This is a genomic window from uncultured Sneathiella sp., from assembly GCF_963976355.1.
Lineage (GTDB): Bacteria > Pseudomonadota > Alphaproteobacteria > Sneathiellales > Sneathiellaceae > Sneathiella.
Window position 1 is genome coordinate 237,894 of record NZ_CAXBKA010000001.1, and the last position, 23,912, is coordinate 261,805.

At 56.0% G+C, this 23,912-nt stretch carries 26 protein-coding genes; 14 read left to right on the forward strand and 12 right to left on the reverse strand.

What is annotated here, in order from left to right:
* The first annotated feature begins 214 nt into the window (after positions 1–214).
* Positions 215–1,291 carry a hypothetical protein gene (locus tag AAC599_RS01195; protein WP_340148575.1) on the forward strand — a complete coding sequence of 359 codons (1,077 nt, stop codon included), beginning with the start codon at positions 215–217 and terminating at the stop codon, positions 1,289–1,291.
* A gap of 21 nt (positions 1,292–1,312) precedes the next feature.
* On the opposite strand, the gene AAC599_RS01200 is transcribed toward AAC599_RS01195, so the two are convergent.
* The 6 genes from AAC599_RS01200 to AAC599_RS01225 form a co-directional block, all read right to left on the reverse strand.
* Positions 1,313–2,407 carry a ParB/RepB/Spo0J family partition protein gene (locus AAC599_RS01200; RefSeq protein ID WP_340148576.1) on the reverse strand — a complete coding sequence of 365 codons (1,095 nt, stop codon included), beginning with the start codon at positions 2,405–2,407 and terminating at the stop codon, positions 1,313–1,315.
* Positions 2,408–2,428: 21 nt separating this feature from the next.
* Positions 2,429–3,244 carry a ParA family protein gene (locus tag AAC599_RS01205; RefSeq protein WP_340148577.1) on the reverse strand — a complete coding sequence of 272 codons (816 nt, stop codon included), beginning with the start codon at positions 3,242–3,244 and terminating at the stop codon, positions 2,429–2,431.
* Positions 3,245–3,264: 20 nt separating this feature from the next.
* Positions 3,265–3,894 (reverse strand): 16S rRNA (guanine(527)-N(7))-methyltransferase RsmG, encoded by a 630-nt coding sequence (gene rsmG, locus AAC599_RS01210; RefSeq protein WP_340148578.1) that lies wholly within the window; start codon positions 3,892–3,894, stop codon positions 3,265–3,267.
* A complete protein-coding gene (gene mnmG / locus AAC599_RS01215) occupies positions 3,887–5,749 on the reverse strand; it encodes a tRNA uridine-5-carboxymethylaminomethyl(34) synthesis enzyme MnmG (protein ID WP_340148579.1) in 1,863 nt (620 codons plus the stop codon). Before mnmG ends, rsmG begins: the two co-directional genes overlap by 8 nt.
* Before the next feature lie 147 nt (positions 5,750–5,896).
* The gene (gene mnmE, locus AAC599_RS01220) at positions 5,897–7,228 is read right to left on the reverse strand and encodes a tRNA uridine-5-carboxymethylaminomethyl(34) synthesis GTPase MnmE (protein WP_340148580.1); all 1,332 of its coding nucleotides are present in this window, start codon (positions 7,226–7,228) and stop codon (positions 5,897–5,899) included.
* Positions 7,229–7,255: 27 nt separating this feature from the next.
* Positions 7,256–7,501 carry a DUF6489 family protein gene (locus AAC599_RS01225; protein WP_340148581.1) on the reverse strand — a complete coding sequence of 82 codons (246 nt, stop codon included), beginning with the start codon at positions 7,499–7,501 and terminating at the stop codon, positions 7,256–7,258.
* 99 nt (positions 7,502–7,600) lie between these two features.
* Between AAC599_RS01225 and AAC599_RS01230 the strand changes: the two genes are divergently transcribed.
* The 5 genes from AAC599_RS01230 (at position 7,601) to AAC599_RS01250 (ending at position 11,838) form a co-directional block, all read left to right on the forward strand.
* Positions 7,601–9,643: a thioredoxin domain-containing protein gene (locus AAC599_RS01230; RefSeq protein WP_340148582.1), complete on the forward strand. Its 2,043-nt coding sequence runs from the start codon at positions 7,601–7,603 to the stop codon at positions 9,641–9,643.
* Positions 9,630–10,109: a methylated-DNA--[protein]-cysteine S-methyltransferase gene (locus AAC599_RS01235; RefSeq protein ID WP_340148583.1), complete on the forward strand. Its 480-nt coding sequence runs from the start codon at positions 9,630–9,632 to the stop codon at positions 10,107–10,109. The genes AAC599_RS01230 and AAC599_RS01235 overlap by 14 nt, the downstream gene beginning before the upstream one ends.
* Before the next feature lie 36 nt (positions 10,110–10,145).
* Positions 10,146–11,120, forward strand: a complete 975-nt coding sequence (locus AAC599_RS01240) for a quinone oxidoreductase (protein ID WP_340148584.1) — start codon at positions 10,146–10,148, stop codon at positions 11,118–11,120.
* A gap of 62 nt (positions 11,121–11,182) precedes the next feature.
* The gene (locus AAC599_RS01245) at positions 11,183–11,437 is read left to right on the forward strand and encodes an AbrB/MazE/SpoVT family DNA-binding domain-containing protein (RefSeq protein ID WP_340148585.1); all 255 of its coding nucleotides are present in this window, start codon (positions 11,183–11,185) and stop codon (positions 11,435–11,437) included.
* Positions 11,437–11,838 carry a type II toxin-antitoxin system death-on-curing family toxin gene (locus AAC599_RS01250; protein ID WP_340148586.1) on the forward strand — a complete coding sequence of 134 codons (402 nt, stop codon included), beginning with the start codon at positions 11,437–11,439 and terminating at the stop codon, positions 11,836–11,838. The genes AAC599_RS01245 and AAC599_RS01250 overlap by 1 nt, the downstream gene beginning before the upstream one ends.
* 49 nt (positions 11,839–11,887) lie before the next feature.
* Here AAC599_RS01250 and rho read toward each other — a convergent pair whose 3' ends face one another.
* The 4 genes from rho to hemE all read right to left on the reverse strand — a co-directional run bounded on the left by rho (position 11,888) and on the right by hemE (position 15,958).
* Positions 11,888–13,147 (reverse strand): transcription termination factor Rho, encoded by a 1,260-nt coding sequence (rho, locus tag AAC599_RS01255; protein WP_293962148.1) that lies wholly within the window; start codon positions 13,145–13,147, stop codon positions 11,888–11,890.
* A gap of 223 nt (positions 13,148–13,370) precedes the next feature.
* On the reverse strand, positions 13,371–13,820 hold the full coding sequence (gene hemJ / locus AAC599_RS01260; RefSeq protein ID WP_293962150.1) for a protoporphyrinogen oxidase HemJ: 450 nt from the start codon (positions 13,818–13,820) through the stop codon (positions 13,371–13,373).
* A gap of 56 nt (positions 13,821–13,876) precedes the next feature.
* Complete coding sequence (gene hemH, locus AAC599_RS01265; protein WP_340148587.1) at positions 13,877–14,911, reverse strand: ferrochelatase; 1,035 nt, start codon at positions 14,909–14,911, stop codon at positions 13,877–13,879.
* Positions 14,912–14,920: 9 nt separating this feature from the next.
* On the reverse strand, positions 14,921–15,958 hold the full coding sequence (hemE, locus tag AAC599_RS01270; RefSeq protein ID WP_340148588.1) for a uroporphyrinogen decarboxylase: 1,038 nt from the start codon (positions 15,956–15,958) through the stop codon (positions 14,921–14,923).
* Positions 15,959–16,353: 395 nt separating this feature from the next.
* Here hemE and AAC599_RS01275 point away from each other — a divergent pair, with 395 nt between their 5' ends.
* Genes AAC599_RS01275 through dnaQ form a run of 5 tightly spaced genes read left to right on the forward strand, consistent with a single transcriptional unit; the run spans position 16,354 to position 19,910 of the window.
* Positions 16,354–17,175, forward strand: a complete 822-nt coding sequence (locus tag AAC599_RS01275; RefSeq protein WP_340148589.1) for a pyruvate, water dikinase regulatory protein — start codon at positions 16,354–16,356, stop codon at positions 17,173–17,175.
* 6 nt (positions 17,176–17,181) lie between these two features.
* Positions 17,182–17,790: a Maf family protein gene (locus tag AAC599_RS01280; protein ID WP_340148590.1), complete on the forward strand. Its 609-nt coding sequence runs from the start codon at positions 17,182–17,184 to the stop codon at positions 17,788–17,790.
* The gene (locus AAC599_RS01285) at positions 17,787–18,653 is read left to right on the forward strand and encodes a shikimate dehydrogenase (RefSeq protein WP_340148591.1); all 867 of its coding nucleotides are present in this window, start codon (positions 17,787–17,789) and stop codon (positions 18,651–18,653) included. The genes AAC599_RS01280 and AAC599_RS01285 overlap by 4 nt, the downstream gene beginning before the upstream one ends.
* Before the next feature lie 2 nt (positions 18,654–18,655).
* Positions 18,656–19,246 (forward strand): dephospho-CoA kinase, encoded by a 591-nt coding sequence (gene coaE / locus AAC599_RS01290; RefSeq protein ID WP_340148592.1) that lies wholly within the window; start codon positions 18,656–18,658, stop codon positions 19,244–19,246.
* Positions 19,239–19,910 carry a DNA polymerase III subunit epsilon gene (dnaQ, locus tag AAC599_RS01295; protein WP_340148593.1) on the forward strand — a complete coding sequence of 224 codons (672 nt, stop codon included), beginning with the start codon at positions 19,239–19,241 and terminating at the stop codon, positions 19,908–19,910. The genes coaE and dnaQ overlap by 8 nt, the downstream gene beginning before the upstream one ends.
* Before the next feature lie 9 nt (positions 19,911–19,919).
* On the opposite strand, the gene secB is transcribed toward dnaQ, so the two are convergent.
* Together secB and AAC599_RS01305 are read right to left on the reverse strand one after the other, a co-directional pair.
* Positions 19,920–20,429 carry a protein-export chaperone SecB gene (gene secB, locus AAC599_RS01300; RefSeq protein WP_340148594.1) on the reverse strand — a complete coding sequence of 170 codons (510 nt, stop codon included), beginning with the start codon at positions 20,427–20,429 and terminating at the stop codon, positions 19,920–19,922.
* Between the two features lie 99 nt (positions 20,430–20,528).
* A complete protein-coding gene (locus AAC599_RS01305; RefSeq protein ID WP_340148595.1) occupies positions 20,529–21,032 on the reverse strand; it encodes an FxsA family protein in 504 nt (167 codons plus the stop codon).
* A gap of 172 nt (positions 21,033–21,204) precedes the next feature.
* On the opposite strand from AAC599_RS01305, the gene AAC599_RS01310 reads away from it, so the two are divergent.
* Genes AAC599_RS01310 through AAC599_RS01320 form a run of 3 tightly spaced genes read left to right on the forward strand, consistent with a single transcriptional unit; the run spans position 21,205 to position 23,856 of the window.
* The gene (locus AAC599_RS01310) at positions 21,205–21,897 is read left to right on the forward strand and encodes a Tim44/TimA family putative adaptor protein (RefSeq protein ID WP_340148596.1); all 693 of its coding nucleotides are present in this window, start codon (positions 21,205–21,207) and stop codon (positions 21,895–21,897) included.
* Positions 21,898–21,912: 15 nt separating this feature from the next.
* A complete protein-coding gene (locus tag AAC599_RS01315) occupies positions 21,913–23,142 on the forward strand; it encodes an MltA domain-containing protein (RefSeq protein ID WP_340148597.1) in 1,230 nt (409 codons plus the stop codon).
* Positions 23,143–23,145: 3 nt separating this feature from the next.
* Complete coding sequence (locus AAC599_RS01320) at positions 23,146–23,856, forward strand: TerC family protein (protein WP_340148598.1); 711 nt, start codon at positions 23,146–23,148, stop codon at positions 23,854–23,856.
* Positions 23,857–23,912 lie beyond the last annotated feature (56 nt).

The window sequence follows — 23,912 nt, forward strand, 5'->3', positions numbered from 1 at the left end:
AAGAATATATTCAGGATTGTTTTTATATTCTGATTATTCTTATAAATGGTGTTTTCAGGATGGCTCGTGGCAAACAATGGAACTTACGCGGACTAAAACGGCTTTGTCCCGCCTTATGCGGAAGAAATGGGTCTGGCTTCTCCTCGTCATCGTCGGATTCTGGACCGCATCGCACGTTTGGGATTATTACAAACTCCTCTCCGGGCAGACACCGATGTACGACGTCGCCATCAAACTCAAGGTCGGCGACGAACTGGTCGAGATAAGTCGCACCGTTCCCTGTCTCGAAATTCCACAAGGAGAGGCATTACCTTACCTAGTCAAACCATCGAAATGGTTTAAACGTCCTTTTCGGTATTTTTCACGCGATATGTCGACGGGTGCAGAGCTGGAAGATGGTCAGGGGGTAATGGTCACGATCCCGACGGTCTGTGATCTGGTCCAAAAAGCGAAAAAGGAAGAGGGTGAGGGAAATGTTCTGCCGGAGGGCTTTATGCCGATGGTGGCGCTTCTGGATAATGCGGATGATCCGCAGGTAGTCAAACTGATTGCATCACGTAGCTACTACCGGCGTGATGATCGCGAAATCGATCTTCTTGAGTATGATATCACGCCAAGCCCCAAATGGGCCTTCCCCAGCTTTATGGACAAGTTTAACTGGCTTCGCAGTTTTGACCCGGCAAGCGCGGAAATTGGCAATTCAAAAGAGATGTATTTTGAAAGCAGCTATTTGACTTCAATGCCGCTTGAGCTGTTTCGAAAAAGCAGCCCCGAAACCGTTATCGTTGACGGGATAACAAAGCCAACACCGCTTAATGACTTGCAGGGATTCGTTTATCCAGTCGGTTTGAAGAAAAAATACACTGAAGGCTTTGCTTTTCCTAGGCCTCCCGGTTGGGGATTATTCGGATTACCTTTTTTTAGCATTAGTCTGGAAAGTGAACCCTACGCCAAAGATCTCTCATATGACTATGTCATCCCGATTTTTGAAACAGCTGAAGGTCAAACTTATTTTCCTGATCAAATGGGATACTTGATGCTTTATCGCCGTAGTAAAAAGCAAGAACTTTACTCAGTATCGGTTGAAAGAAGTAATACTGGGGAAGCTTTAGCGCGCACATCTCGGCATCAAACCATCCTCCGGAAAAATGGAGTTGAGATACCAGTTATTAATGAATTTGAAGAAGTCGACAAGACGGGACGAAGTGTTCGCATTCCTTTTTTCTACGATCCTTCCGAGAATACCATCTATTGGCTGCGTCCTCGAATCATGGAATTTCCGGATTTATAATATCTACGCCTTTAACTAGAATTAATCCTTCAGCGCGTCGCCGAGGGCGTTTTTGATTTCGTCGTCGTAGCCATAGTCCTCTTCGTCGTCCTCATCTTCCTCTTCCAAGGTTTCTTCGGGGTCGGGCGCGGGCTCATCTTCGGCGTCTTCGGCGAATTCATCCTCGAGATCATCGTCCTCGTCGAGCGGATCCTCCTCCGGTTCGTCGCGAAAGAAGTTCAGCGGCTCCCGCGTCAGGCGGCGGCAGGCCTCATCGAGCTGATCGAGGTCCCCATAGTGGATGGTCAGCGTGCCGTTGCCCGTATCGAAATGATCAATGGAGACTTCCATCCCGATGGCGGCGCCGAGATCATCCTCCAGCGCGCGGACATCCGGGCTTTTCATCACCCGGCGCGCCATGACGCCAAGCGGCCCCTCGCCGTCTTTGCGATGGCCCTTTTTCTTGACGAGCTTTTCCACGGCGCGGACGCTAAGTCCTTCCCGTACAATCTTTTTCGCCAGTTCCTCGGCATTGTCCTGATTGATGAGCGATCGCGCCGCCCCGGCGGACAATTTACCCTCGCGCACCATCGTCTGCACAGCGGGCGGCAGGGTCAGGAGCCGCATCATATTCGCGACATGGGTCCGGCTCTTGCCGACATGCTGAGAGAGGGTTTCCTGGGTATGATCGAATTCCCCCATGAGCCGCTTGTAGGCCTCCGCCTCTTCTATCGGCGACAGGTCCTCGCGCTGGATATTCTCGATCAGCGCAATTTCCATGGTCTCGGCGTCGGTCAGCTCCTTGATGATGACCGGCACCTGATGCAGCTGCGCCATCTGCGCCGCGCGCCACCGCCGCTCCCCGGCGATAATTTCATATTCACTGTCAGAGGTGGGGTTCCGGCGCACCAGAATAGGTTGCAACACGCCCTTTTCCGCAATGGAGGCGGCGAGGCTGTCCAGTGCCTCCTGGTCCCAGTCGAGGCGCGGCTGAAACTTGTTCGCGCGCATCTGCTCCACCGGGACCTCCTTGGCCGAGCGTACCTTGTCGAGATCGGCATAATCCGCGGCCACGTCGTCGCCCAGCAGGGCGGAAAGCCCCCGCCCCAGTTTCTTCTTTGAAATATCGTCAGTCATTGTCTATTCGCATTCCGGCCGTCAGGCCGCATTGAGGTGGCGTTCCCGCCGGATCACTTCACTGGCAAGGCGGATATAGGCCTGGCTGCCGGCACAGCGGTGATCATAGATCAGGACCGGCTTGCCATGGCTCGGCGCCTCCGAAATCCGGACATTACGCGGGATAACCGTCCGGTAGACCTTGTCGCCGAGAAAATCGCGGACATCCTGCGCCACCTGAAGCGACAGATTGTTGCGCTTGTCGAACATGGTCAGGACAACCCCCTGTATTTCAAGCCCGGGATTGAGGGTGAGACGCACCCGCTCAATCGTTTTCATCAGCATGCTGAGGCCTTCAAGCGCGAAAAACTCGCATTGCAGCGGCACAACGACCGCATGCACGGCCACCATCGCGTTCAGGGTCAGCAGGTTCAGCGAGGGCGGGCAATCGACGAGGATGTAATCATAATCGCCCCGCACTTCCGACACCGCATCATACAGCCGATGGCTGCGGCGGTCGAGTTCAATCAGCTCCAGCTCGGCGCCAGAGAGATCCGCGGTCGAGGGGACGACATCGAGCTGCGGGATGCTGGTCTTATGGATAGCGGCTCGGATCGGCGTTTCCCCCATAAGGACGCCATAGACATTCTCGCCCCGGTCTTCGCGGCCAATGCCAAGCCCGGTGCTCGCATTGCCCTGCGGATCGATATCGACAATCAGGACTTTCTGGCCAATCGCGGCGAGCGCCGTTGCCAGATTTATGGTTGTGGTGGTTTTACCCACGCCGCCTTTTTGATTTGCAATGGCCAGGATACGCGCAGATACCAGATTATGAAGACTTGCCACATCGTTACTCATGATTCTCAGGCCTCTCTCTACTATGATCGGCGGCGCAACTTGGAAATTTTCAGGATGCAGCCGTCTTCACTTGTTAAACTACGGAGTTTCTTGATCTCCATATTCCAACATTTAGAGGCTATCGTCAATTCCTCATCTACATCTTGTCCTTTTAAAAAGAATAATTCTGTGTCTTTCCGGACAAAGGGTTCCGCGAGGGTCAGCAGCTTTTCGAGCGGAGCCAGTGCCCGGGCAGAGATAATATCGGCCTCCAGGGGCTCCATGTCCTCGATCCGGCAGTTATGAACGGTGACTCCCGCCGATGTTTCACGTGAAACATTTTGCATGAAGAGGCATTTGCGCTGATCGCTTTCGACCGCATGAACCTCGAAGTCGCTGCAAATCGCGATTACCAGCGGCGGGAAGCCTGCCCCGCTTCCAAGATCGATCCAGCGGCCGGTGGTTCTCGCCGTGTGGATCAAAAGCTGTGCGCTATCGAGCATATGGCGCCGCCAGAGATCGGGGAGCGTGGACTTTCCGACGAGATTGATCGCCTTCTGCCATTTCTGCAATAGCTCGGCATATATCCCGAGCCGGTCCAATGTTTCACGTGAAACATTCAGCGCCGATCTAAAATCGTCTGGTCCGAAAGGACGATGCGGCTCAGCCATGCCGGCGATGCGCTCCGCGCTTCACATAAGAGAGAAGCGCCGTCAGGGCCGCAGGCGTAACACCGGAAATTCGCGCCGCCTGGCCGAGGGTCGTCGGGCGGACCGCCGCCAGCTTTGTCCGCACTTCCATGGAGAGGCCGGCGACGTCTTCAAACACCAGATCATCGGGCAGCCGCAACGTCTCGTCTTTCCGGAAATCCCGGATATCCGATTTCTGCCGCTCCAGATAGCCGCTATATTGCGCATCTATGGCAATCTGGTCTAGAATTTCTGGTGTGAAATCAGAAACTTCGGGCCAAATGCGCGAGATGTCCTCCGTCGTGATCTCCGGGTAGGCCAGCAAATCCGACGCCGTCCGGCGCACGCCATCCTGATTGACATTGAACCCGTGACGGCGGGCTTCATTGGGGGTCATGCTGAGGCGTTCGAACAGCGCCCGCGCCACCTCAAGGTCTTCCGTCTTCGCACGGTAGGCCACCTCTCGCTCCGGACCGATGCAACCGATTTCGAGTCCGCGCCCGGTCAGCCGCTGATCCGCATTGTCCGCCCGCAGGATCAACCGATACTCCGCGCGGGAGGTAAACATGCGATAGGGTTCCTTCGTGCCCCGGGTGATCAGGTCATCGATCATCACCCCGATATAGGCATCGGCCCGATCAAGAATGACATCCTCTCCCCCACCGGCGCTGCGGGCCGCATTCAGACCGGCCATCAATCCCTGCGCCGCCGCTTCCTCATATCCGGTCGTACCGTTGATCTGCCCGGCGAGGTACAGATTTTTGAGCCGTCGGGTCTCGAGAGTCGGCTTCAGCTCCCGCGGATCGACGAAATCATATTCGATGGCATAGCCCGGGCGATACCATTCCACCTTCTCCAGCCCCGGAATGGAGCGCAGGAACGCTATCTGTACATCTTCCGGCAGCGACGTGGAAATCCCGTTGGGATAGATCGTATCGTCATCAAGGCCCTCCGGTTCCAGGAAAATCTGATGTCCCGGCTTTTCAGCAAAGCGCACGACTTTATCTTCGATCGACGGGCAGTAGCGCGGGCCCGTGCCTTCGATCTGTCCGGAATACATGGGCGCCCGATGAAGATTGTCCCGGATAATCCGGTGGGTTTCCTCGGTCGTTGTCGTGATATGGCAGGAAATCTGCGGTGTCGTGATCTTCTTCGTGAGAAAGGAGAAAGGAACGGGAATGTCATCGCCCGGCTGTTCCACCAGTATCGACCAGTCAATCGTCCCGCCTTTAAGCCGCGCCGGCGTGCCGGTTTTAAGCCGCCCGAGCTCGAACCCGGCGCGCTCCAGCGTATCGGACAGCCCGTTGGAGGGCGCATCGCCAATCCGTCCGGCGGGGATTTTCGTCTCCCCCATATGGATAAGACCCCGGAGGAAAGTGCCGGTGGTCAAAATCACCTTGCCACAGGGAATTTCCGTTCCATCTGCGGTAATCACCCCGGAGACAACTCCGTCCGTCACAATCAAGTCTTCCACCGCAGCCGCGCGGATGTCCAGATTTTCCTGACCCCGGAGAGTGGCCTGCATGGCCTCCCGATAGAGTTTGCGATCCGACTGCGCCCGCGGGCCCCGCACAGCGGGCCCTTTCCGGCGATTCAAAAGCCGGAACTGGATGCCCGCGGCATCGGCGACCCGGCCCATCACTCCGTCCAGCGCATCGATCTCCCGCACCAGATGGCCTTTGCCAAGACCGCCGATGGCCGGGTTGCAGGACATCTCGCCAATGGTTTCCAGCTTGTGGGTGATCAGGAGGGTTTCGGCCCCAAGGCGCGCGGAGGCCGCCGCCGCCTCGCAGCCCGCATGTCCCCCACCGATTACAATGACATCATATCGCTTCATCGCGGCACCCTTGAAATTCCGCCCCTACATAACGGGAATCCGGCGCATTTACAAGACGGGAGCGTCTCTACCCGTCAAAATGTTTCACGTGAAACGCTGAATATATACTGCGGGCCGATGTTTCACGTGAAACATTTCCTCCCGTCCCTATTTTCCGATACAGAAATCGCCAAAGATGACATCCAGCACGTCTTCTACATCGACTCGCCCGGTAATCCGCCCCAGCGCACGGACGGCAAGACGAATATCCTCTGCCGCCAGCTCCGGTTCCCTCGATCCATCGAATCGATCGAGGGCCGCCACGCAATCCTCCAGCGCCTGACGATGGCGCACGCGGGTCAGGGCCGGAGCGCCGGAAAGATCGAGGCGGCGAGTCACGTCCGCTTCCAACGCGGCCAGAAGAGCATCCAGCCCCTCTCCCGCCGCGACCGACAGCGGGAAAAGATGCGGCGCGGTCTTCACCCTTGGGCTTTCCGCAACCAGGTCGGTCTTATTGACCAGCCGGTAATCCCCGTCCTGCAGCAGATCAGCGAATTCATCCGGGATTGCGGGCGCATCCGCCGTTGTCATGAAAAGACGGATATCCGCCCGCGCCGCCCGATCCCGCGCCCGCCGGACGCCTTCCCGCTCGATCCTGTTGTCCGAAAGCCGTAATCCCGCCGTATCGACGATCGTTACCGGATATCCGGCGAGATCCATCGGAACCTCGATAATATCTCGGGTCGTCCCCGCTTCGTCCGACACAATCGCCGCATCGCGGCGGGCCAGCGCGTTCAAAAGGCTTGATTTTCCGACATTGGGCCGCCCGAGAATGACGACATCCAGCCCCTCGCGTATTTTCTCCCCGCGATGACCATCGGAAAGATGCGCGATAATCTCTTTCTTCAACAGCGCGACTTTCGGGGCGACCGCCGCCGCGACCCCGCCCGGTAGATCCTCATCGGGGAAATCGATATCCGCCTCGAGATGCGCAAGAGAGGAAACCAGCGCCGAGCGCCATCCTTCATAAATCCGGCCGAGTTCCCCCTGCATCTGGCGAAGCGCCTGGGTGGCCTGTGCTTCCGTCTCCGCATTTACGAGATCGCCGAGACCCTCTGCCTCCGTCAAATCCATCTTGCCATGCTCAAAGGCGCGGCGTGTAAACTCCCCCGGCGTTGCGGGCCGATGCCCAGAAAATCCGGAGAGTTCTTCCATCACCGCCGCAAGAATGGCCGGACCGCCATGCAGATGCAGCTCAACCACATCCTCCCCGGTGAAACTCTCCGGCCCCTTGAAAAGAATGACAAGTGATTGATCTATAATGCTTTTATTTGAAGAACGATAAATATTCCGAAGGCTTGCGACCCGTGGATCGGGCGCAGTCTTGCCCGTCATCCCCTCCAGCGACGCCACGGCGCCCGGGCCAGAGATGCGCACAACGGCAACCCCGGCACGGCCCCGCCCGCTTGCCAGCGCGTAAATGGTATCGGTGAAACTCATGGCGACACCCGCCCGGAAGGCGCGCGGCTATTTGCCGTCATTGTCGCCTTTGGCAAACTGCGACCAGAACAGCTTCTGCATCTGTTCCATGCCCTGGATACCCGCCGGGAGCCATGTCTTCATCATATTCTCCGGATCGAGATTGCCGATATTCTCCAGCATCTTCGCCTGCAGCTCTTTCATAACCGCCTCCTGCATCTTCTCGACTTCCGGCAATCCGAGAAAAGTCCTTGCTTCCTGTGGCGTGCAATCAATATCAACTGTTATCTTCATGAGCGGCATACTCCTCATTGATCCGGCGACGGTTGCTCTGGTACAACAAACCCCATAGGTTTCTATATACCGAAACAGGGGTGCAAGAACAGGTTTGAGATGAAAAATTTACTCGGCGCGGAAACAAGCCCCTATCTTCTCCAGCATCAGGACAATCCGGTGCATTGGCAGCCCTGGAGTGCGGAAACGCTGGCGCTTGCGAAGAAAGAGGGCAAGCCGATCCTGCTCAGCGTCGGCTATGCCGCCTGTCACTGGTGCCATGTGATGGCCCACGAAAGCTTCGAGGATGAGAAGACCGCGGCGCTGATGAATGATCTCTTTATCAATATCAAGGTGGACCGGGAGGAACGGCCCGATATCGACCAGATATATCAGACGGCCCTCGCCCTTCTCGGCGAACAGGGCGGATGGCCGCTGACCATGTTCCTCAATTCCAGCGGCGAGCCCTTCTGGGGTGGCACCTATTTTCCACCGGCGAATTCCTACGGCCGGCCGGGGTTTCAGAATGTGCTCCAGACCGTCTCGGATATTTTCAGGAACGAGCCCGAAAAAGTCACCAAAAACCGAGATGCGCTGAAAGATGCACTGAAAAACCTCAACCGTGGCCTGGATGGGGAGCGGCCGAAACTGACCCTGGAAATTATGGACCGCATCGCCGCCCGCTATGCCGAGGAAGCGGATCCGGAGCATGGCGGCATCGGCTCGGCCCCAAAATTCCCGCAAACCTATGTGCTGGAGAATATCTGGCGGAGCTATCTGCGCACCGGCGATACCGCCCTGTCGGAGATTGTGATCAAGGCGCTCACCGCCATGTCGCAAGGGGGCATTTATGATCATCTCGGCGGCGGATATGCGCGCTACTCGACCGATACCTTCTGGCTCGCCCCGCATTTCGAGAAGATGCTTTACGACAACGCACAAATCCTCGATCTGCTGCTGCTCGTCCATCATGAGACGAAATCGGAACTGTTCGAGGAACGCATCTATGAGACGATCGGCTGGCTGCTTCGCGAGATGACAACGCCGGAGGGCGGGTTTGCCGCCACCATCGATGCGGATTCGGAAGGCGTTGAAGGCAAGTTCTATGTCTGGTCCAAGGATGAAATCGACGAAATCCTCAGTGATCACGCCCCGCATTTCGAGGAGATATATGGGGTTTCTGCTGAAGGGAACTGGGAAAATACGAATATTCTCAACAGGTTAAAATATCCAGACCGGCTCGATATCGAGGCCGAGACGGCGTTGGCGCCATGGCGCCAGAAACTGTTCGAACATCGGGAGAGTCGCATTCGCCCGACCCTCGATGACAAGGTTCTGACCGACTGGAACGGCCTGATGATCGCGACACTGGCCCGCGCAGGGCAGTATTTCGGTGAGGCGCGCTGGATCGAGGCGGCGGAGAACGCCTTTGTCGCCATCACAACGCATTCCATGGAAAATAATGGCCGCCTCCATCACAGTTTCCGTCTCGGGCGGGCGCAACATACGGGTCTTCTCGACGATTACGCCAATATGGCGCGCGCGGCCATCGCTCTTTTTGAGATAACCGGCAAGGGCTTTTACCTGGAGCGCGCCGAACAATGGACCGACATTCTCGATGCGCATTTCTGGGATCATAACGGCGGCGGCTATTTCTTCACCGCCGATGATGCGGAAGCCCTGATCGTGCGTAGCAAGAATGCCCATGACAATGCGGTTCCCGCCGGGAACGGCACAATGCTGGAAGTTCTGGCAAAGTTGCATCTGCTGACCGGAAAACGGGAGCCGTTCGAGAAGGCAACCGAGGCCTTGCGCTGTTTCTCGGCGGAGCTGGGCCGGAACTTCTTCCCGCTTGGAACACTGCTCAATAATTTCGAGACATTGGTCAATGCCCGCCAGGTCATTATCATTGGCGAGCGTAGCGATCCGCAAGTTATTGACCTGATTAATGTTTTGAAGGATTTCAGCCTGCCGTCGAAAGTTGTGAACGTGCTGGAGGATACCAGTACCCTCCCCTTCGATCACCCGGCGAAGGACAAGACAAAGCTGGACGACAAACCGACGGCCTATCTCTGTACGGGGCCGACCTGTTCGCTGCCCGCCAATTCCGTCATCGATTTTGCCGCTCTGCTGAAGGAAGCAACGCACCATGCCCCAGCTTAGCCTGCACAGCCCCGTCGGCGATTTGACCGTTACGGAGGAAAACGGCGTTATCATCTCTCTCGACTGGGGATGGGTTCCGGCAGAATGGCAAAGCACAACTCCCCTGCTTGACCGCGCCGTGGACCAGCTGAACCGCTATTTCGATGGGGAAATCGGCGATTTCGATCTGCCCCTTGATCCGCCCGGCACGGATTTTCAGAAGAAAGTCTGGTCGGAAATGCTGAAAATCCCGGCGGGACAAACGAAAAGCTATGGCGAAATTGCGAAAATACTCAACTCCGCCGCTCAGCCGGTGGGCACGGCCTGCGGCGCCAATCCGATCCCGATTATCATTCCCTGTCACAGAATACTTGCGGCGGGGGGCAAGATGGGGGGATACTCAGGCCTTGGCGGCCTGGAGACGAAAACCGCGCTGCTCCGGCTTGAAAAAGCCCTGCCGCATGAACAGCAACAGCTTGATTTATAATAATAAACTGTGGGCGCAGTTATAGAGGGAAGAACAATGACAAAAGCGATGGTACAAACAGAAGTCGGCGGACCCGAAGTCATGAAATGGCAGGATGTCGAGCTTGGCAGCCCCAAAAAGGGCGAGGTTCGCCTGCGCCATACCGCCGTCGGCCTCAATTTTATCGACATCTATTTCCGCACCGGCCTCTATCCGGCCCCGCTCCCCATGACAACGGGCATGGAGGCCGCCGGGGTGATCGAGGAAATCGGCGAAGGGGTGACGGGTTTCGCTGTCGGCGATCGCATCGCCTATGCGGGCCGCCCCGTCGGCGCCTATTCGGAGGCGCGGGTGATGCCGGCGGATATCCTCATCAAGCTGCCCGACAGTATCGACGATAAAACCGCCGCGGCGATGATGCTCCAGGGGATGACGACGGAATATCTCCTGCAGCGAACGTTTCACGTGAAACAAGGCGATACGATCCTGTTTCATGCGGCGGCGGGCGGTGTCGGCCTCTTTGCCTGTCAGTGGGCGCGGCATATTGGCGCCACGGTGATCGGTACGGTCGGATCGGAGGAGAAAGCGGAGCTGGCGAAGGCCCATGGCTGCACCCATACAATTCTTTATCGGGAAGAGGATTTCCAGAAACGGGTGATGGAAATCACCGACGGCAAGGGCGTTCCGGTGGTCTATGATGCCATCGGTCAGGAGACGTTCGAGAAATCCCTCGACTGCCTCTCCCCGCGCGGATTGATGGTCTCCTTCGGCAATTCCTCGGGTCCGGTGAAAAATGTCGATCTTGCCATTCTCGGCGCAAAAGGCTCCCTCTATGTCACCCGCCCGTCCCTGATGACCTATACCGCCAAGCGCGAGGATCTCGAAAAATCCGCTGGCGATCTAATGAAACTCGTCGGCAGCGGCGCGATCAAGGTCAATATCGGCCAGACCTATCCCCTCTCCGAGGCCCGCAAGGCCCATGAAGACCTGGAAGGGCGTAAAACCACCGGCTCGACCGTGTTTACGGTGTGATATATCTTGACAGTAATAACAAATGTTATTACTTATATATCATGAATTGATTGGTGACTGTGATGTTGAAGAATAGCAGCAAAAAATCGGGAAGCTTTAAAACCAAACTGCGCAAGACAGGAAGCGCCGTGGGGGCGACGATCCCCGCGGAATTCCTGCGTCAGCTTGATTTAAAAGCCGGTGACAAGGTAACCGTCAATGTTGAAGAAGACGGCGTGAAAATCGTCAAGTCGGATCCGGCTTTTGAAGCTGACATGACGCATTATGACGTTATCGAGGATCGCTTCGCCCCGGCATTCCGAAAGCTTGCTGAGTAATGACACTTCATTTGCCGTCAAAGGCGGTGATGCTTGAAATCCATAAACGGCAATTGGCCCGATTTGGCGGCGCGCCTGGCATCCGCGACGAAGGCGGCATTGATGCCGCTCTCGCCCGGCCACATCAATTGATTGCCTATGGCGGTGGCGAAGATGTTGATATTTTCCAGATATCGGCCTCTCTTATGTATAGCATTACCAAGAACCGGCACCCCTTTGCCGATGGCAACAAACGGGTGGGACTTGCCATGCTGTTGCTGACGCTCAGATCCAATGGCTGGTCTCTCGATATCACGAATGATCAGGCTATTCACATGACGCTTAAAGTGGCGGATGGCACAATGAGCGAGGATGAGCTTGTCCAATATTGCCGGGAAAACTCAGTCTCTCTGGCAGACTAAAAAAGGCGCCCAAATGAGGCGCCTTTTTCATATAAATACCTGATTTCGTTTACGTATTCATTGAATCGAAGAAATCGTCGTTGGTTTTGCTCTGCTTGAGTTTGTCGAGCAGGAATTCCATGGCGTCGGTGGTGCCCATCGGGTTGAGGATACGGCGGAGGACCCACATTTTCTGCAAGGTTGCCTTGTCGACCAGCAATTCCTCTTTCCGGGTGCCGGACTTGGTGATGTCGATGGCCGGGAAGACGCGCTTGTCGGAGAGCTTGCGATCGAGAATGATCTCCGAGTTACCCGTGCCCTTGAATTCTTCAAAGATAACCTCGTCCATGCGCGATCCGGTTTCGATCAGGGCGGTGGCGACGATGGTGAGCGAACCCCCCTCCTCGATATTACGGGCGGCACCAAAGAAGCGTTTCGGACGCTGCAACGCATTGGCATCGACACCGCCGGTCAGCACCTTACCGCTGGAGGGAACAACCGTGTTATAGGCGCGGGCAAGACGGGTGATACTGTCGAGCAGGATGACCACATCGCGTTTATGCTCGACCAGGCGCTTGGCCTTCTCGATGACCATTTCCGCCACCTGCACATGGCGGGCGGCCGGCTCATCAAAGGTGGAGCTGATCACTTCCCCGCGGACGGAACGCTTCATATCCGTCACTTCCTCCGGCCGTTCGTCGATCAAGAGAACGATGAGATAGACTTCCGGATTGTTGGTGGTGATGGAATTGGCGATATGCTGCAGGAGAACGGTTTTACCGGTTCTGGGCGGGGCGACGATCAGAGCCCGCTGACCCTTGCCCTGCGGTGAGACCAGGTCGATCACGCGGGCGGAATTGATGTTGTTGCTGGTCGGGTCCGGGGTTTCGAGCTTGATACGCTCATCCGGATAAAGCGGTGTCAGGTTGTCGAAATTGATCTTGTGGCGGGCCTTTTCCGGGTCTTCAAAGTTGATTTTCTGAACTTTCAGGAGCGCGAAATAACGCTCCCCGTCTTTCGGGCTCCGGATCTGCCCTTCCACGGTATCCCCGGTACGGAGCGAAAAGCGGCGGATCTGGCTCGGGCTGACATAGATATCATCTGGCCCCGCAAGATAGTTCGCATCGGGAGAGCGCAGGAAGCCGAAGCCGTCCTGGAGAATCTCGAGCACCCCGCCGCCGGTAATCTCGGCGCCGTTTTCCGCCTCATATTTGAGAATGGCAAAAAGCTGTTCCTGCTTACGCAAGGTCGAGGCGTTCTCGATCTCGCGTTCTTCCGCCAGCATCAGGATTTCAGCGGGAGATTTTTTCTTAAGCTCTTGAAGATTCATAATATTTTCTGCGCTCGATTTTGGGAAATTTTGGAAAAAGAGGAATAAACCAATAACTTATATTACGGGATTACCGGACTTTGCCGACGATAAGGTCTGATGAAAATTGCTTGTATACTCGTGATGCAATGAGACCGTGGAACAGGAATTGTCCGAAGAGATTGGCCCCTCTTGCCATTTTTGGCCGCATTAGTCAACCGAAATATGCAGGATTAATTGCCCGTCAGAAGGGTTTGACGACGACCAGAATAACAATCCCGATGACCAGAACCGTGGGTATCTCATTGACAAGACGATAGAATTTCGCCGGGCGCGTATTCTTGTCCGCCTCGAACTGTTTGCGCCATTTGGAAAGCTCCCCGTGAAACCAGCCCATCAGGAACACCAGTGTCAGCTTCAGCCATATCCAGGGTTCGCTCCAATCGACGATTCCGGGTGTCAGCAGAAGCAATCCACCGAAGAAAAAAGTGAAAATCATGGCCGGATTGATGATCCCGCGGAGCAGCCGCCGTTCCATGATCTTGAAGGTTTCAGAGAGGTCCGAGCCGACCTCCGCATCCGCATGATAGACAAAAAGCCGCGGCAGATAGAACATTCCCGCCATCCAGGCAATGACCGAGATGATATGCAGGGCTTTTACCCAGGGATAAATATCAGCCAGAATGTCGTCCAAGGTCGGTCCCTTTTCTTCAATTTATCAATCACACCCGCTATTTACGGGATTTTGCGTCATGACGCCAGCATCAAACAGTCTTTAAAATGCGCTGGGCAGGTCCGCCCGCCGCTCTCGCTCGTGACATTTGCCGATTCCATTTTAAGCACCATCGCCGCGAGGCCCGCGATAAAGTCCGCATGAACACCAACGGTATCAACCCGGTAATAGCCCGCAACGCCCTTTTCCCGCGCGAGTTTTTCATATTCGATATCGAGCTCGACCAGAGTTTCGGAATGTTCCGACACGAAAGCGATGGGAACGATGACAAGGTTGATGTTTTCTTCCCCGGCGCGATGAATTTCAGTCTCGGTCGACGGTTCAAGCCATTTCATCGGCCCGACCCGGCTCTGGTAACAGACTTTCCAGTCGAGATCGGGCATATCCAGCTTTACCGCCACCCGCTTTGCCGTCTCCTCAACCTGAAACTGATAGGGATCGCCCTCATCGACGATTTTCTGGGGCAATCCATGGGCGGAGAAAAGAAGGCGCAGGAGCTGTCCGTCCGGAATTTCCTCCATTTTCTTTGAAATCAGGTCGGCATAGGCGGCGATAAACCCCTCTTCCATCGGATAGCAGCAAAGACGCATTGTCGGTACATCAAGCCCGGCTTTTTTGGCGGCCCGCTGCCAGTCGGTAAAGGATGAGGCGGTCGTCGTTGAGGAAAACTGCGGATAGAGCGGCAGCAGGATCACTTCATCGGGGGCCCAGGCACGAACAGCCTGAACGGTTTCATCGGAGAAGGGATGCCAGTAGCGCATGCTGACAAACAATTTGTAGTCATCGCCACCGGCTGTCGCCAGGCTCGCCTCAAGCGCGTCAGCTTGCGCTTTCGTTTGCTCCAAAATCGGCGAAGAACCGCCGATAAAGCTGTAGATTTCTTTTGCGACCGGTGCGCGCCGCCGGGATATCAGCTTCGCCACCAGCCAGCGAAGCGGCGTTGGCAGACGGATAATCGCCGCATCGTTAAACAGGTTGAACAGGAACGGTTCTACCGCGTCCGGCCTGTCCGGACCGCCGAGATTAAAGAGGACAACTGCCTTTTTTGCCATATCTCCCTCTTATGCGCCGCGGATCAGTTCGCTGAGCCGCGCCACATTTTCGGGCGGCGTCTGCGGGACGATCCCGTGGCCGAGATTGAAAATAAACGGGCCCTTGCCAAGGGTTTCCAAGATTGTCGCAATCCTCTTTTCCATCGCCGCGCCACCGGTTACCAGCAGCATCGGATCAAGATTGCCCTGCACGGGGACGAGGGATTGCACCTCCCGCGCCGCCCAGTCGAGCGGTGTTCCGGGATCAAGGCTGACGGCAGTAACGCCAGTCTCCTTCACGAAGGAGATAATATTGCCGCCCACGCCCTTGGGAAAGCCGATGACGGGCAAATCCGGATGCCGGGCACGTAACCCCACCACGATCCGCCTTGTCGGCTCTATGGCCCATTTTTGGAATTCATCGTCCGGCAGGACCCCGGCCCAGGTATCGAACAGCTGGACCACTTCGGCGCCGGCCTCGACCTGCTTCAGGAGATACTCGATCGTTGCCTCGACGAGAATATCCATCAACGCCCCGAAACCGTCCGGATCGCTATAGGCCCAATGCTTGATATTGGCATAATCCTTCGAGCCGCGCCCCTCCACCATATAGGTCGCCACCGTCCAGGGGGCTCCGGCAAAGCCAATGAGCGTACATTCCTTGGGGATCGACTGGCTGAGCCGCGCCACGGTTTCGTAAACCGGATTGAGGGTCTTGTGAATGGCCGTGAGATCAAGCCTGCCAAGCTCCGTCGCCGTGCGGATGGGATCAAGCACCGGTCCCTCGCCTTCCTTATAGGCAAGCGGTTGTCCCAATGCATGGGGGATCAGCAGGATATCGGCAAAGAGGATGGCCGCATCCATGCCGTAACGCCGTAAAGGCTGCAAGGTTACTTCCTCGGCAAGTTCCGGATTATAGCACAGATCAAGGAAATTACCGGCCTTCGCCCGGGTCTCGCGATATTCGGGAAGATAGCGTCCGGCCTGCCGCATGAGCCAGAACGGAGGTCTCTCCATCTTCTCGCCTGACAAGCTTTTGAGCAGGGGCTTGTTTTTTGACACACTCACGCTGGATACCTTCTCAAAATCTTATCCCTTTAAATAATATATTTAAATAAAAGGAGGTAGTTGTTGTTATTCCCTGTGGGACATGGGGATTAAATTTTATCCCCGCCCTTTATAGATTTTCTGGGGATAAAATCCAGTGTTGTTCCGCTCTGGTGATAACTACGGGATAAATCCACATTTGGGTCACCCTGAAAAGGAGGATAACGGGGATAAGTCGAAAAAACGGACTGTGTGGTCCGCTTATGCACATTTTTAAAGGACGCAGTAGTCTATCGTCCACAGCCGCATAAACACCCCCTTAAAAAATCGGTCTTTGGGGAGAAAATTTTTGGGATTTCCCGAACAGCCATGTTATCCCTGTTATTCACATTATTCACAGGGTCTCAAGCGGCGACATGGCGGAATTTCATCTTCATCTGGTTTCGGATTCAACCGGCGAAACCCTGCAATCCATGACGAAAGCGGCGCTGGTCCAGTTTGAGGGGATTTCCCCGGTCGAACATGTCTGGACCCTGACGCGCACCGTGCGGCAGCTCGATGATATCCTTGAATCCATTGTAAAAAAACCGGGCCTGGTGCTTTATACCCTGGTCAGCAAGGAAATGCGCGATGTGCTGGAGCTGGGGTGCCAGCGGGTCGGCGTGCCCTGTGTTTCCGTGCTCGATCCGGTGCTGACGGCCTTCTCCAGCTTCTTGGGCAAGGAGATCCGCCGCCTGCCCGGACGCCAGCATATGCTGGATAAAAACTATTTTGGCCGGATCGAGGCGCTGAACTTCACCATGGCCCATGATGACGGACAGATGGCGGATGATCTTTATGAGGCGCAGATCGTCCTTGTCGGCGTGTCGCGGACATCGAAAACGCCGACATCCTTCTATCTTGCCCATCGGGGATACAAGACGGCGAATATCCCGATCGTGCCGAATATCTCCCTGCCGGAGTCCCTGTTCAATCTTGGAAAAAAGACAACCGTGATCGGCCTTACCACCAGTCCGGAGCGGTTATCCGAAATCCGCAAAAACAGACTGCTCAGCCTCAATCAGACGGTTGAAACCGACTATATCGACCGCGACCGGATCAAGGAGGAAGTCATTTTCGCCCGGAAACTTTGTACAAAACAGGGCTGGCCGACGATTGATGTCTCCCGTCGATCTGTGGAGGAAACGGCGGCGCAGATTATCACCCTTTATAATCGCCGCATGGAAGAAGTGAGATAATCCTTCATGACAGAAGAAATTTCCCTGATCCTGGCGTCGCAAAGCCCGTCCCGTGCGAAAATACTGGAACAGGCGGGCCTCCGCTTCGATATCCTGCCTGCCCGCGTCGATGAGGATGAGGTAAAACATTCGATGCAAGGCGCCAAGGCGCCGGCAAAGGATACGGCGGTGGCACTGGCGGAGCTGAAAGCGGGGCGGATTTCCCACCGCTTTCCCGAAAGCTATGTGATCGGGGCCGACCAGATACTCGACTGTAACGGAATCTGGTTTGCTAAACCCGTGGATATGGATCATGCCCGCGCCCATCTCGTCAGCCTGAAAGGCAAGACCCACCGGCTCGCCAATGCGGTATGCGTGGCAAAGGGCGGATCGATCATCTGGCGTTATGTGGATGAGGCAAAACTGACGATGCGGCAATTTGATGATGATTTTCTGGACCGCTATCTGGAGGTTGCGGGGGATAAAATCCTCTCCTCCGTCGGGGCCTATCAGCTAGAGGCGGAAGGCGCACATCTTTTTGCAAGGATCGAGGGGGATTTCTTCTCCATCCTCGGCCTGCCGCTGCTACCGCTCCTTGATTTTCTGCGCGGCCATAAAATAGGGCTGGCCGCATGAGCAGGGATATGAAGAAAATTGCCGGTGTCATGGGCTGGCCGATCAGCCATTCCCTCTCCCCGCGGCTGCATGGTTACTGGATCGAAAAATATGGCCTTAACGCGGAATATCGCGCCTGGCCGGTGAAGCCGGAGGAACTCGCCCAAAAATTGACCGCGCTCAAATCCGACTGTGCCGCGGAAGGGGCCGTTTTTCGCGGCACCAATCTCACCATTCCCCTAAAGGAAACCGCGTTTGACGTGGTCGATACCCTCGATCCGTCGGCGACGCGGATCGGGGCGGTAAACACAGTTGTCCTTGATGACAACGGCGGCCTGACGGGAAGAAATACGGACGGGATCGGGTTCAAGGATTCGCTTGCCGAAGAAACGGACGTCACGGCGCTATCGGGCGGAACGGCGCTTATTCTGGGCGCGGGCGGGGCTTCGCGGGCAATTGCCGTTGCCCTTGCCGATCTTGGATTATCGGACATCATCATCTGCAACCGCTCGGCCGCACGGGCAGAGGCACTCGCCGGGCATATCGGTGATGTTGCGCGCGCCGCGCCGTGGGACCGCCGCTCTTCCCTGCTGGAAAAGGCGGATATCCTCGTCAATTGCACCAGCCTCGGCATGACCGGGCAGCCACCGCTCGAAATTTCGCTGGGTGGCTTGAAAAAGACGACGATTGTCAGCGATATTGTCTATGTGCCGCTGGAAACAGATCTGTTGAAACGGGCGCGGCGACAGGGGAATATCGCGATCGACGGTCTCGGGATGCTGCTGCATCAGGCAAAAGCGGGATTTGAAGCGTGGTTCGGCGTCAAACCGGAGGTGGATGCCGCCTTGCGGACCCATGTACTGGATGGATTGAAGGGATCTTGAGAATGTTGCTTTTGGGACTGACCGGCTCGATCGGCATGGGAAAATCTACTGTCGGGGAGATGTTCCGAAAGCTCGGCATCCCGGTCTATGATGCGGATGCGGAAATCCATAAACTCTATGCAAAGGGCGGCGCCGGGGTGGAACCGATCCGCGTTGTCTTCCCGGATGCGGTGGTCGATGATCATGTGGACCGGCAGCGCCTCAGCAAGATCGTCGTCGGCAATGAGGAAGAGATCAAAAAGCTGGAAGCGGTCATTCATCCGTTGCTGAGCGATGGCCGCGCCGCCTTTTTTGAAAAAGCCGAAGCCGAGGGGCATCATCTTGTCGTCCTCGATATCCCGCTCATTTTCGAGACAGGCGGCGAGGATCGGGTGCATAAAATCGCCGTTGTCTCGGCTCCGGCCGATGTGCAGCGGGCGCGGGTGCTGGACCGTCCGCAAATGACTGCGGAAAAGTTCGAGGCGATCCTCGCGCGGCAGGTGGATGATGCGGAGAAGCGCGAACGGGCGGATTTCGTGATCGATACCCATTGCACGCCGGAGGAAACCTTCGAACAGGTAAAGGCGCTGGTAGAGAGGTTGCAGGATGCGTGAAATCGTTCTCGATACGGAAACGACGGGTTTCGACCCCAATGATGGGGACCGGATTGTCGAAATCGGCTGTATCGAGCTGATCAACCATATCCCGACCGAAAATGTTTTTCATCGCTATATCAATCCGGAACGGGATATGCCGGAATCCGCCTTCAAGGTGCATGGCCTGAGCGAGGAATTCCTCCGTGGTCACAAGGTGATTGCCGAGGAGATAGATGAATTCCTGGAGTTTATTGGCGAGTCAAAACTGGTGATCCATAATGCCCAGTTCGATATGAAGTTCCTGAATGCGGAGCTGACCCGGCTCAACCGGCCGACCCTGCCAATGACGCAATCCATAGACACGGTCAGCATGGCGCGGCGGAAATTTCCGGGGGCGCAGGCGAACCTCGATGCGCTTTGCCGCCGCTTCGGCATCGACAACTCTGCCCGGACCAAGCATGGCGCCCTGCTTGATGCGGAACTGCTGGCCGAGGTTTATCTGGAACTGATCGGCGGGCGGCAGCATGGCCTCTCGCTGGAAGAGGACGACAGTGGCATGGCGGCGACGGTCTCTTTGGAAGTCCGGCCGCCGCGTCCGCATGAGGCGAGCGAGGCGGAACGTGTCGCGCACGCCGCCTTCCTCGAAACGATCACCGACCCGCTCTGGCGGCGATCCTCATAACATTTCAGTTCAAGCGTGGCCTGCCGGCATCTGCTGCGCCGCCATCTGGTTCTTGTGATCGCGATAGAGCGCGGAAAAATCGATGGGATCGAGAAGCAGCGGTGAATAACCGCCGTCCCGCGTTACATCGGCAACGACCCGGCGTGCGAAGGGGAACAACAGCCGCGGGCATTCGATCATGCAGACCATTTCAATGGTCTCCGCCGGGAAATCCTTGAGCTGGAACAGCGCGCCGTAGACAAGTTCCACCACGAAGGCGGTATCCTCTCCGTGATTGGCTTTGGCCTCGATCCGGAGTTCGACTTCATAGAGGCTGTTCTCCCCGGCCCGCGCCTGTATATTGACGCCAAGCTGGATTTGCGGCGGGCCCTTGTCCGGGTCAAGGCTGCCCGGCGCGTTCGGATTTTCGAAGGAAATATCCTTTATATACTGGCGAATGATCGCCAGCGATGGCTGATTTCCGGCTGCCTGTCCCTCTGCACCACCGCCGATTGCGCCCTCTTGACCTTCATCTGACATGAACCGGTCACTCCTCAAATTGTATGGCCGCTATTCCGGCCCGGTTGAAATTGCCGAATTGGCTAGCATGGATGCGGCGAACGGACAAGTCCGTTGCCGTTATTTTTCTTTCGTCCAGGGACTATCCGGATTTGGCTTGTCCGTGGGTTCAATGGTCGGCGGTTCCTTCTCGATCACTTCATATTCCCCGTCAATCACGGTGCCGCCGCGCGCTGTGCGCCCGCCCGGGCGGCGGACATTGGCGGCAACAAAGTTGGAATTCCGCGCCATATAGGCCGCAAGGGACCGGCGAAGCGGCGGGATCAGAAGCAAGAAGCCGATCGTATCGGTCACAAATCCCGGGATAATCAGGAACAGACCGGCGAGCGCGAGGAAAATCCCCTCGAAAATTTCATTGACCGGCGTTTCCTGCCTGTCCAGCGTGGCGCGGGCGCGCATCAGGACGCCAATCCCCTGAATTCGGATCAGGAATACGCCGATAACTGCGGTGACCACGGTAATAATAATCGTATTCAGCGCACCGATTTCGCTGCCGACCTCTATAAAGACCATTATTTCGATTAGTGGAATTCCGATCAGGGCCGCTAAAAACAGTAAAGCCAAACTTGTTTATCTCCGGATAAGTTTCTATGTAACAAACAGGCGTGCGAGAGATTGGTTTACATTGACTAAGGTACTGGACCTTGGCCGTGTAACCCTTTAACCTCTTGTACAGACCTATCCTTTACATAAGGGCTATTGGATATTTTACCAAACCCAATTTGAAGATAACAGCATGGACAACGGATTTCAGTTCCTGGACATTATTTTGCTCGCCGCGGTTGCCGGATTTATTTTCCTGCGCCTGCGCAGCGTGCTCGGGCGGCGCATGGGGCATGAACAATCCCCGCCCGAAGAAAAAGCCCGGCGCCGGGTTGAAGGGCATAAAGGCGATTTCGACGAAGGACCGAAAGAAGACAATGTCGTGCTTCTGGGGGACAAGTCAAAAAAAACCGAGAGCAGCCCCTTCGCGGGCACGCCGCTGATGCGGGCGCTGAACCAGATCCGCCAGAAAGACAAGACGTTCGATCAGACCACCTTTGTTCAGGGGGCCCAGTCCGCCTATGAGGCGATCGTCGTTGCCTTCGCCAAGGGGGATCGGGAAACACTGAAAATGCTCTTGTCCGAAACCGTTTATGAAAATTTCGAAGCCTCCATTCAGGAGCGTGAAGACCGCAATGAAGAAATGTCCACGGATATCCTCTCCATTGACTCCGCGGAGATAACCGAAGCCACCATTGAGGGGTCCGAAGCGGAAATCACGGTCAGCTTCGAAGCGGAAATGATCAGTATGACCAAGGATGAGGACGGTGTTGTCATTGCCGGTGATCCGCAACCCCATAAAGTGCACGAACTTTGGACGTTTGCCCGGAATCTCCGCTCCCGCAACCCGAACTGGCTGTTGATCACCACCCGCCGCGCGCACTAGTTTTCGGTCCCGGCCGTGACGCGTATTCGCAGCTTTACCCTTAACAAGAAAACAGGCACTGGCCTTGTCGTTGCCGCGATTATTGTTGCGGCGCTTGGCTATTGGCTGTTCTCCGAGACGGTTCCGACGGAGGATCAGATCGCGCTTGAGGAAACCTCCTTTTCCGAGCTTCCCGGCTGGCCGGAGGAGGATTTTTCCGGTTTTTTCGAAGCTTTTTTCAAATCCTGCGCGAAAATCGAGACTTTGCCTGAGACCCGCTCCATGGGCGGGGCCGACCTTGCGGGCACTGCAGGCGACTGGCAGCCTCTCTGTGCCGCCGCGCTCGCGCTACCTCCCGATGCCGATGTGCGAAGAGGCTTTTTCGAGAATAATTTCACGCCCTTTCAGATACTCAATAATGATACGGAAACCGGGCTTTTTACTGGCTATTACGAAGCCAGCCTCAACGGCAGCACGGAGAAGAAAGCCCCCTATCTTACACCGCTTTACCTGCGCCCGCCGGAACTGGTGATGGTGGATCTTGGCCGGTTTCGCGATGAATTGAAAGGCCAGCGCATTGCCGGCCGGGTGGAGGGCGGCAATCTGGTCCCCTATCCCGACCGCGCCGGGATCGAGACCGGCGCACTCGACGGGCGGGATCTGGAACTTCTCTGGGTCGATAGTGATATCGACGCCTTTTTCCTGCAGATACAGGGCTCCGGCATTGTCGAGATGGAAGACGGCAGCGAAATCCGGGTCGGCTATGCCGCCCAGAATGGCCATCCCTATTTTGCAATTGGCCGGGATTTGATCGAAAAAGGCTATGTGCCGAAGGAAGAAATGTCGATGCAGGCCATCCGGACATGGCTTGAGGAAAATCCCGACAAATCGACCGAACTGATGCAGATGAATAAATCCTACGTCTTTTTCCGGCAGCTTGAGACCGGCGGCCCGATCGGGGCGCAGGGAGTGGAGCTTACGCCCGAGCGCAGCCTTGCCGTCGATCGTAAATGGCTGCCGCTTGGCGTGCCGCTCTGGCTGTCGACGGAAGTGGCGCCTGCGTCCTCAAGCCTGGAAGTAGAAAAATTCGAACGGCTGATGATGGCGCAGGATACGGGCGGGGCCATTATCGGGCCGGTGCGCGGTGATGTCTTCTGGGGCCACGGCGATTATGCCTATGATATGTCCGGCGGCATGAAAAGCGAGGGAAAACTGTGGATCTTATTGCCGAACGCGGTGGCGGCGCGGCACGCGAATATGAACTAGACCATGGAATTCCTGACGGATTATCACATCTGGGCCAGTTTTCTCTCGCTGACGGCGCTGGAGATTGTCCTCGGTATTGACAATGTTGTTTTTATTGCTCTTCTGGTCAACCACCTGCCTGAAACCCAGCGGCAGAAAGCGCGCATCATCGGCATCAGCCTCGCGCTCTTCATGCGGATCGGCCTGCTGTTCAGCGCCATCTGGCTTATCGGGCTGAAGGAACCCTGGATCGAGATTTTTGGCGCATCCTTCTCGGGCAAGGATTTTCTGATGATCGGCGGCGGCCTGTTTCTGATTGCCAAGGGAACGACCAGCATCCATGACGAGATCACCGGCGACAAGAAAGAGAGTTATCACGGCTATTCCGCCGGGTTTCAGATCACCATTTTGCAGGTTATTCTGATCGATTTCATCTTTTCTTTCGATTCCATCATTACCGCCGTTGGCCTGACGGAGAATATCTGGGTGATCATCTCGGCGATGGTCCTTGCCATGCTGGTGATGCTGTTTTCGTCAAAATTCATTGCCGATTTTATTGACAAGCATACGACGCTCAAAATGCTGGCCCTCTCCTTTATCATGATGATCGGTGTCTTTCTCGTGGCGGAAGGGCTCGGCTTTCATGTGCCGCGCGGCTATATCTATTTCGGCATGGCCTTCTCGTTCGGTGTGGAAATACTGAACATGCTGGTCCGGCGGCGGTCATCGCGTTAAGAGAACTGGCGGAAGCGCTATTCAGGCGTTATAGTTCTTTGAGAAATAGGGAGAAA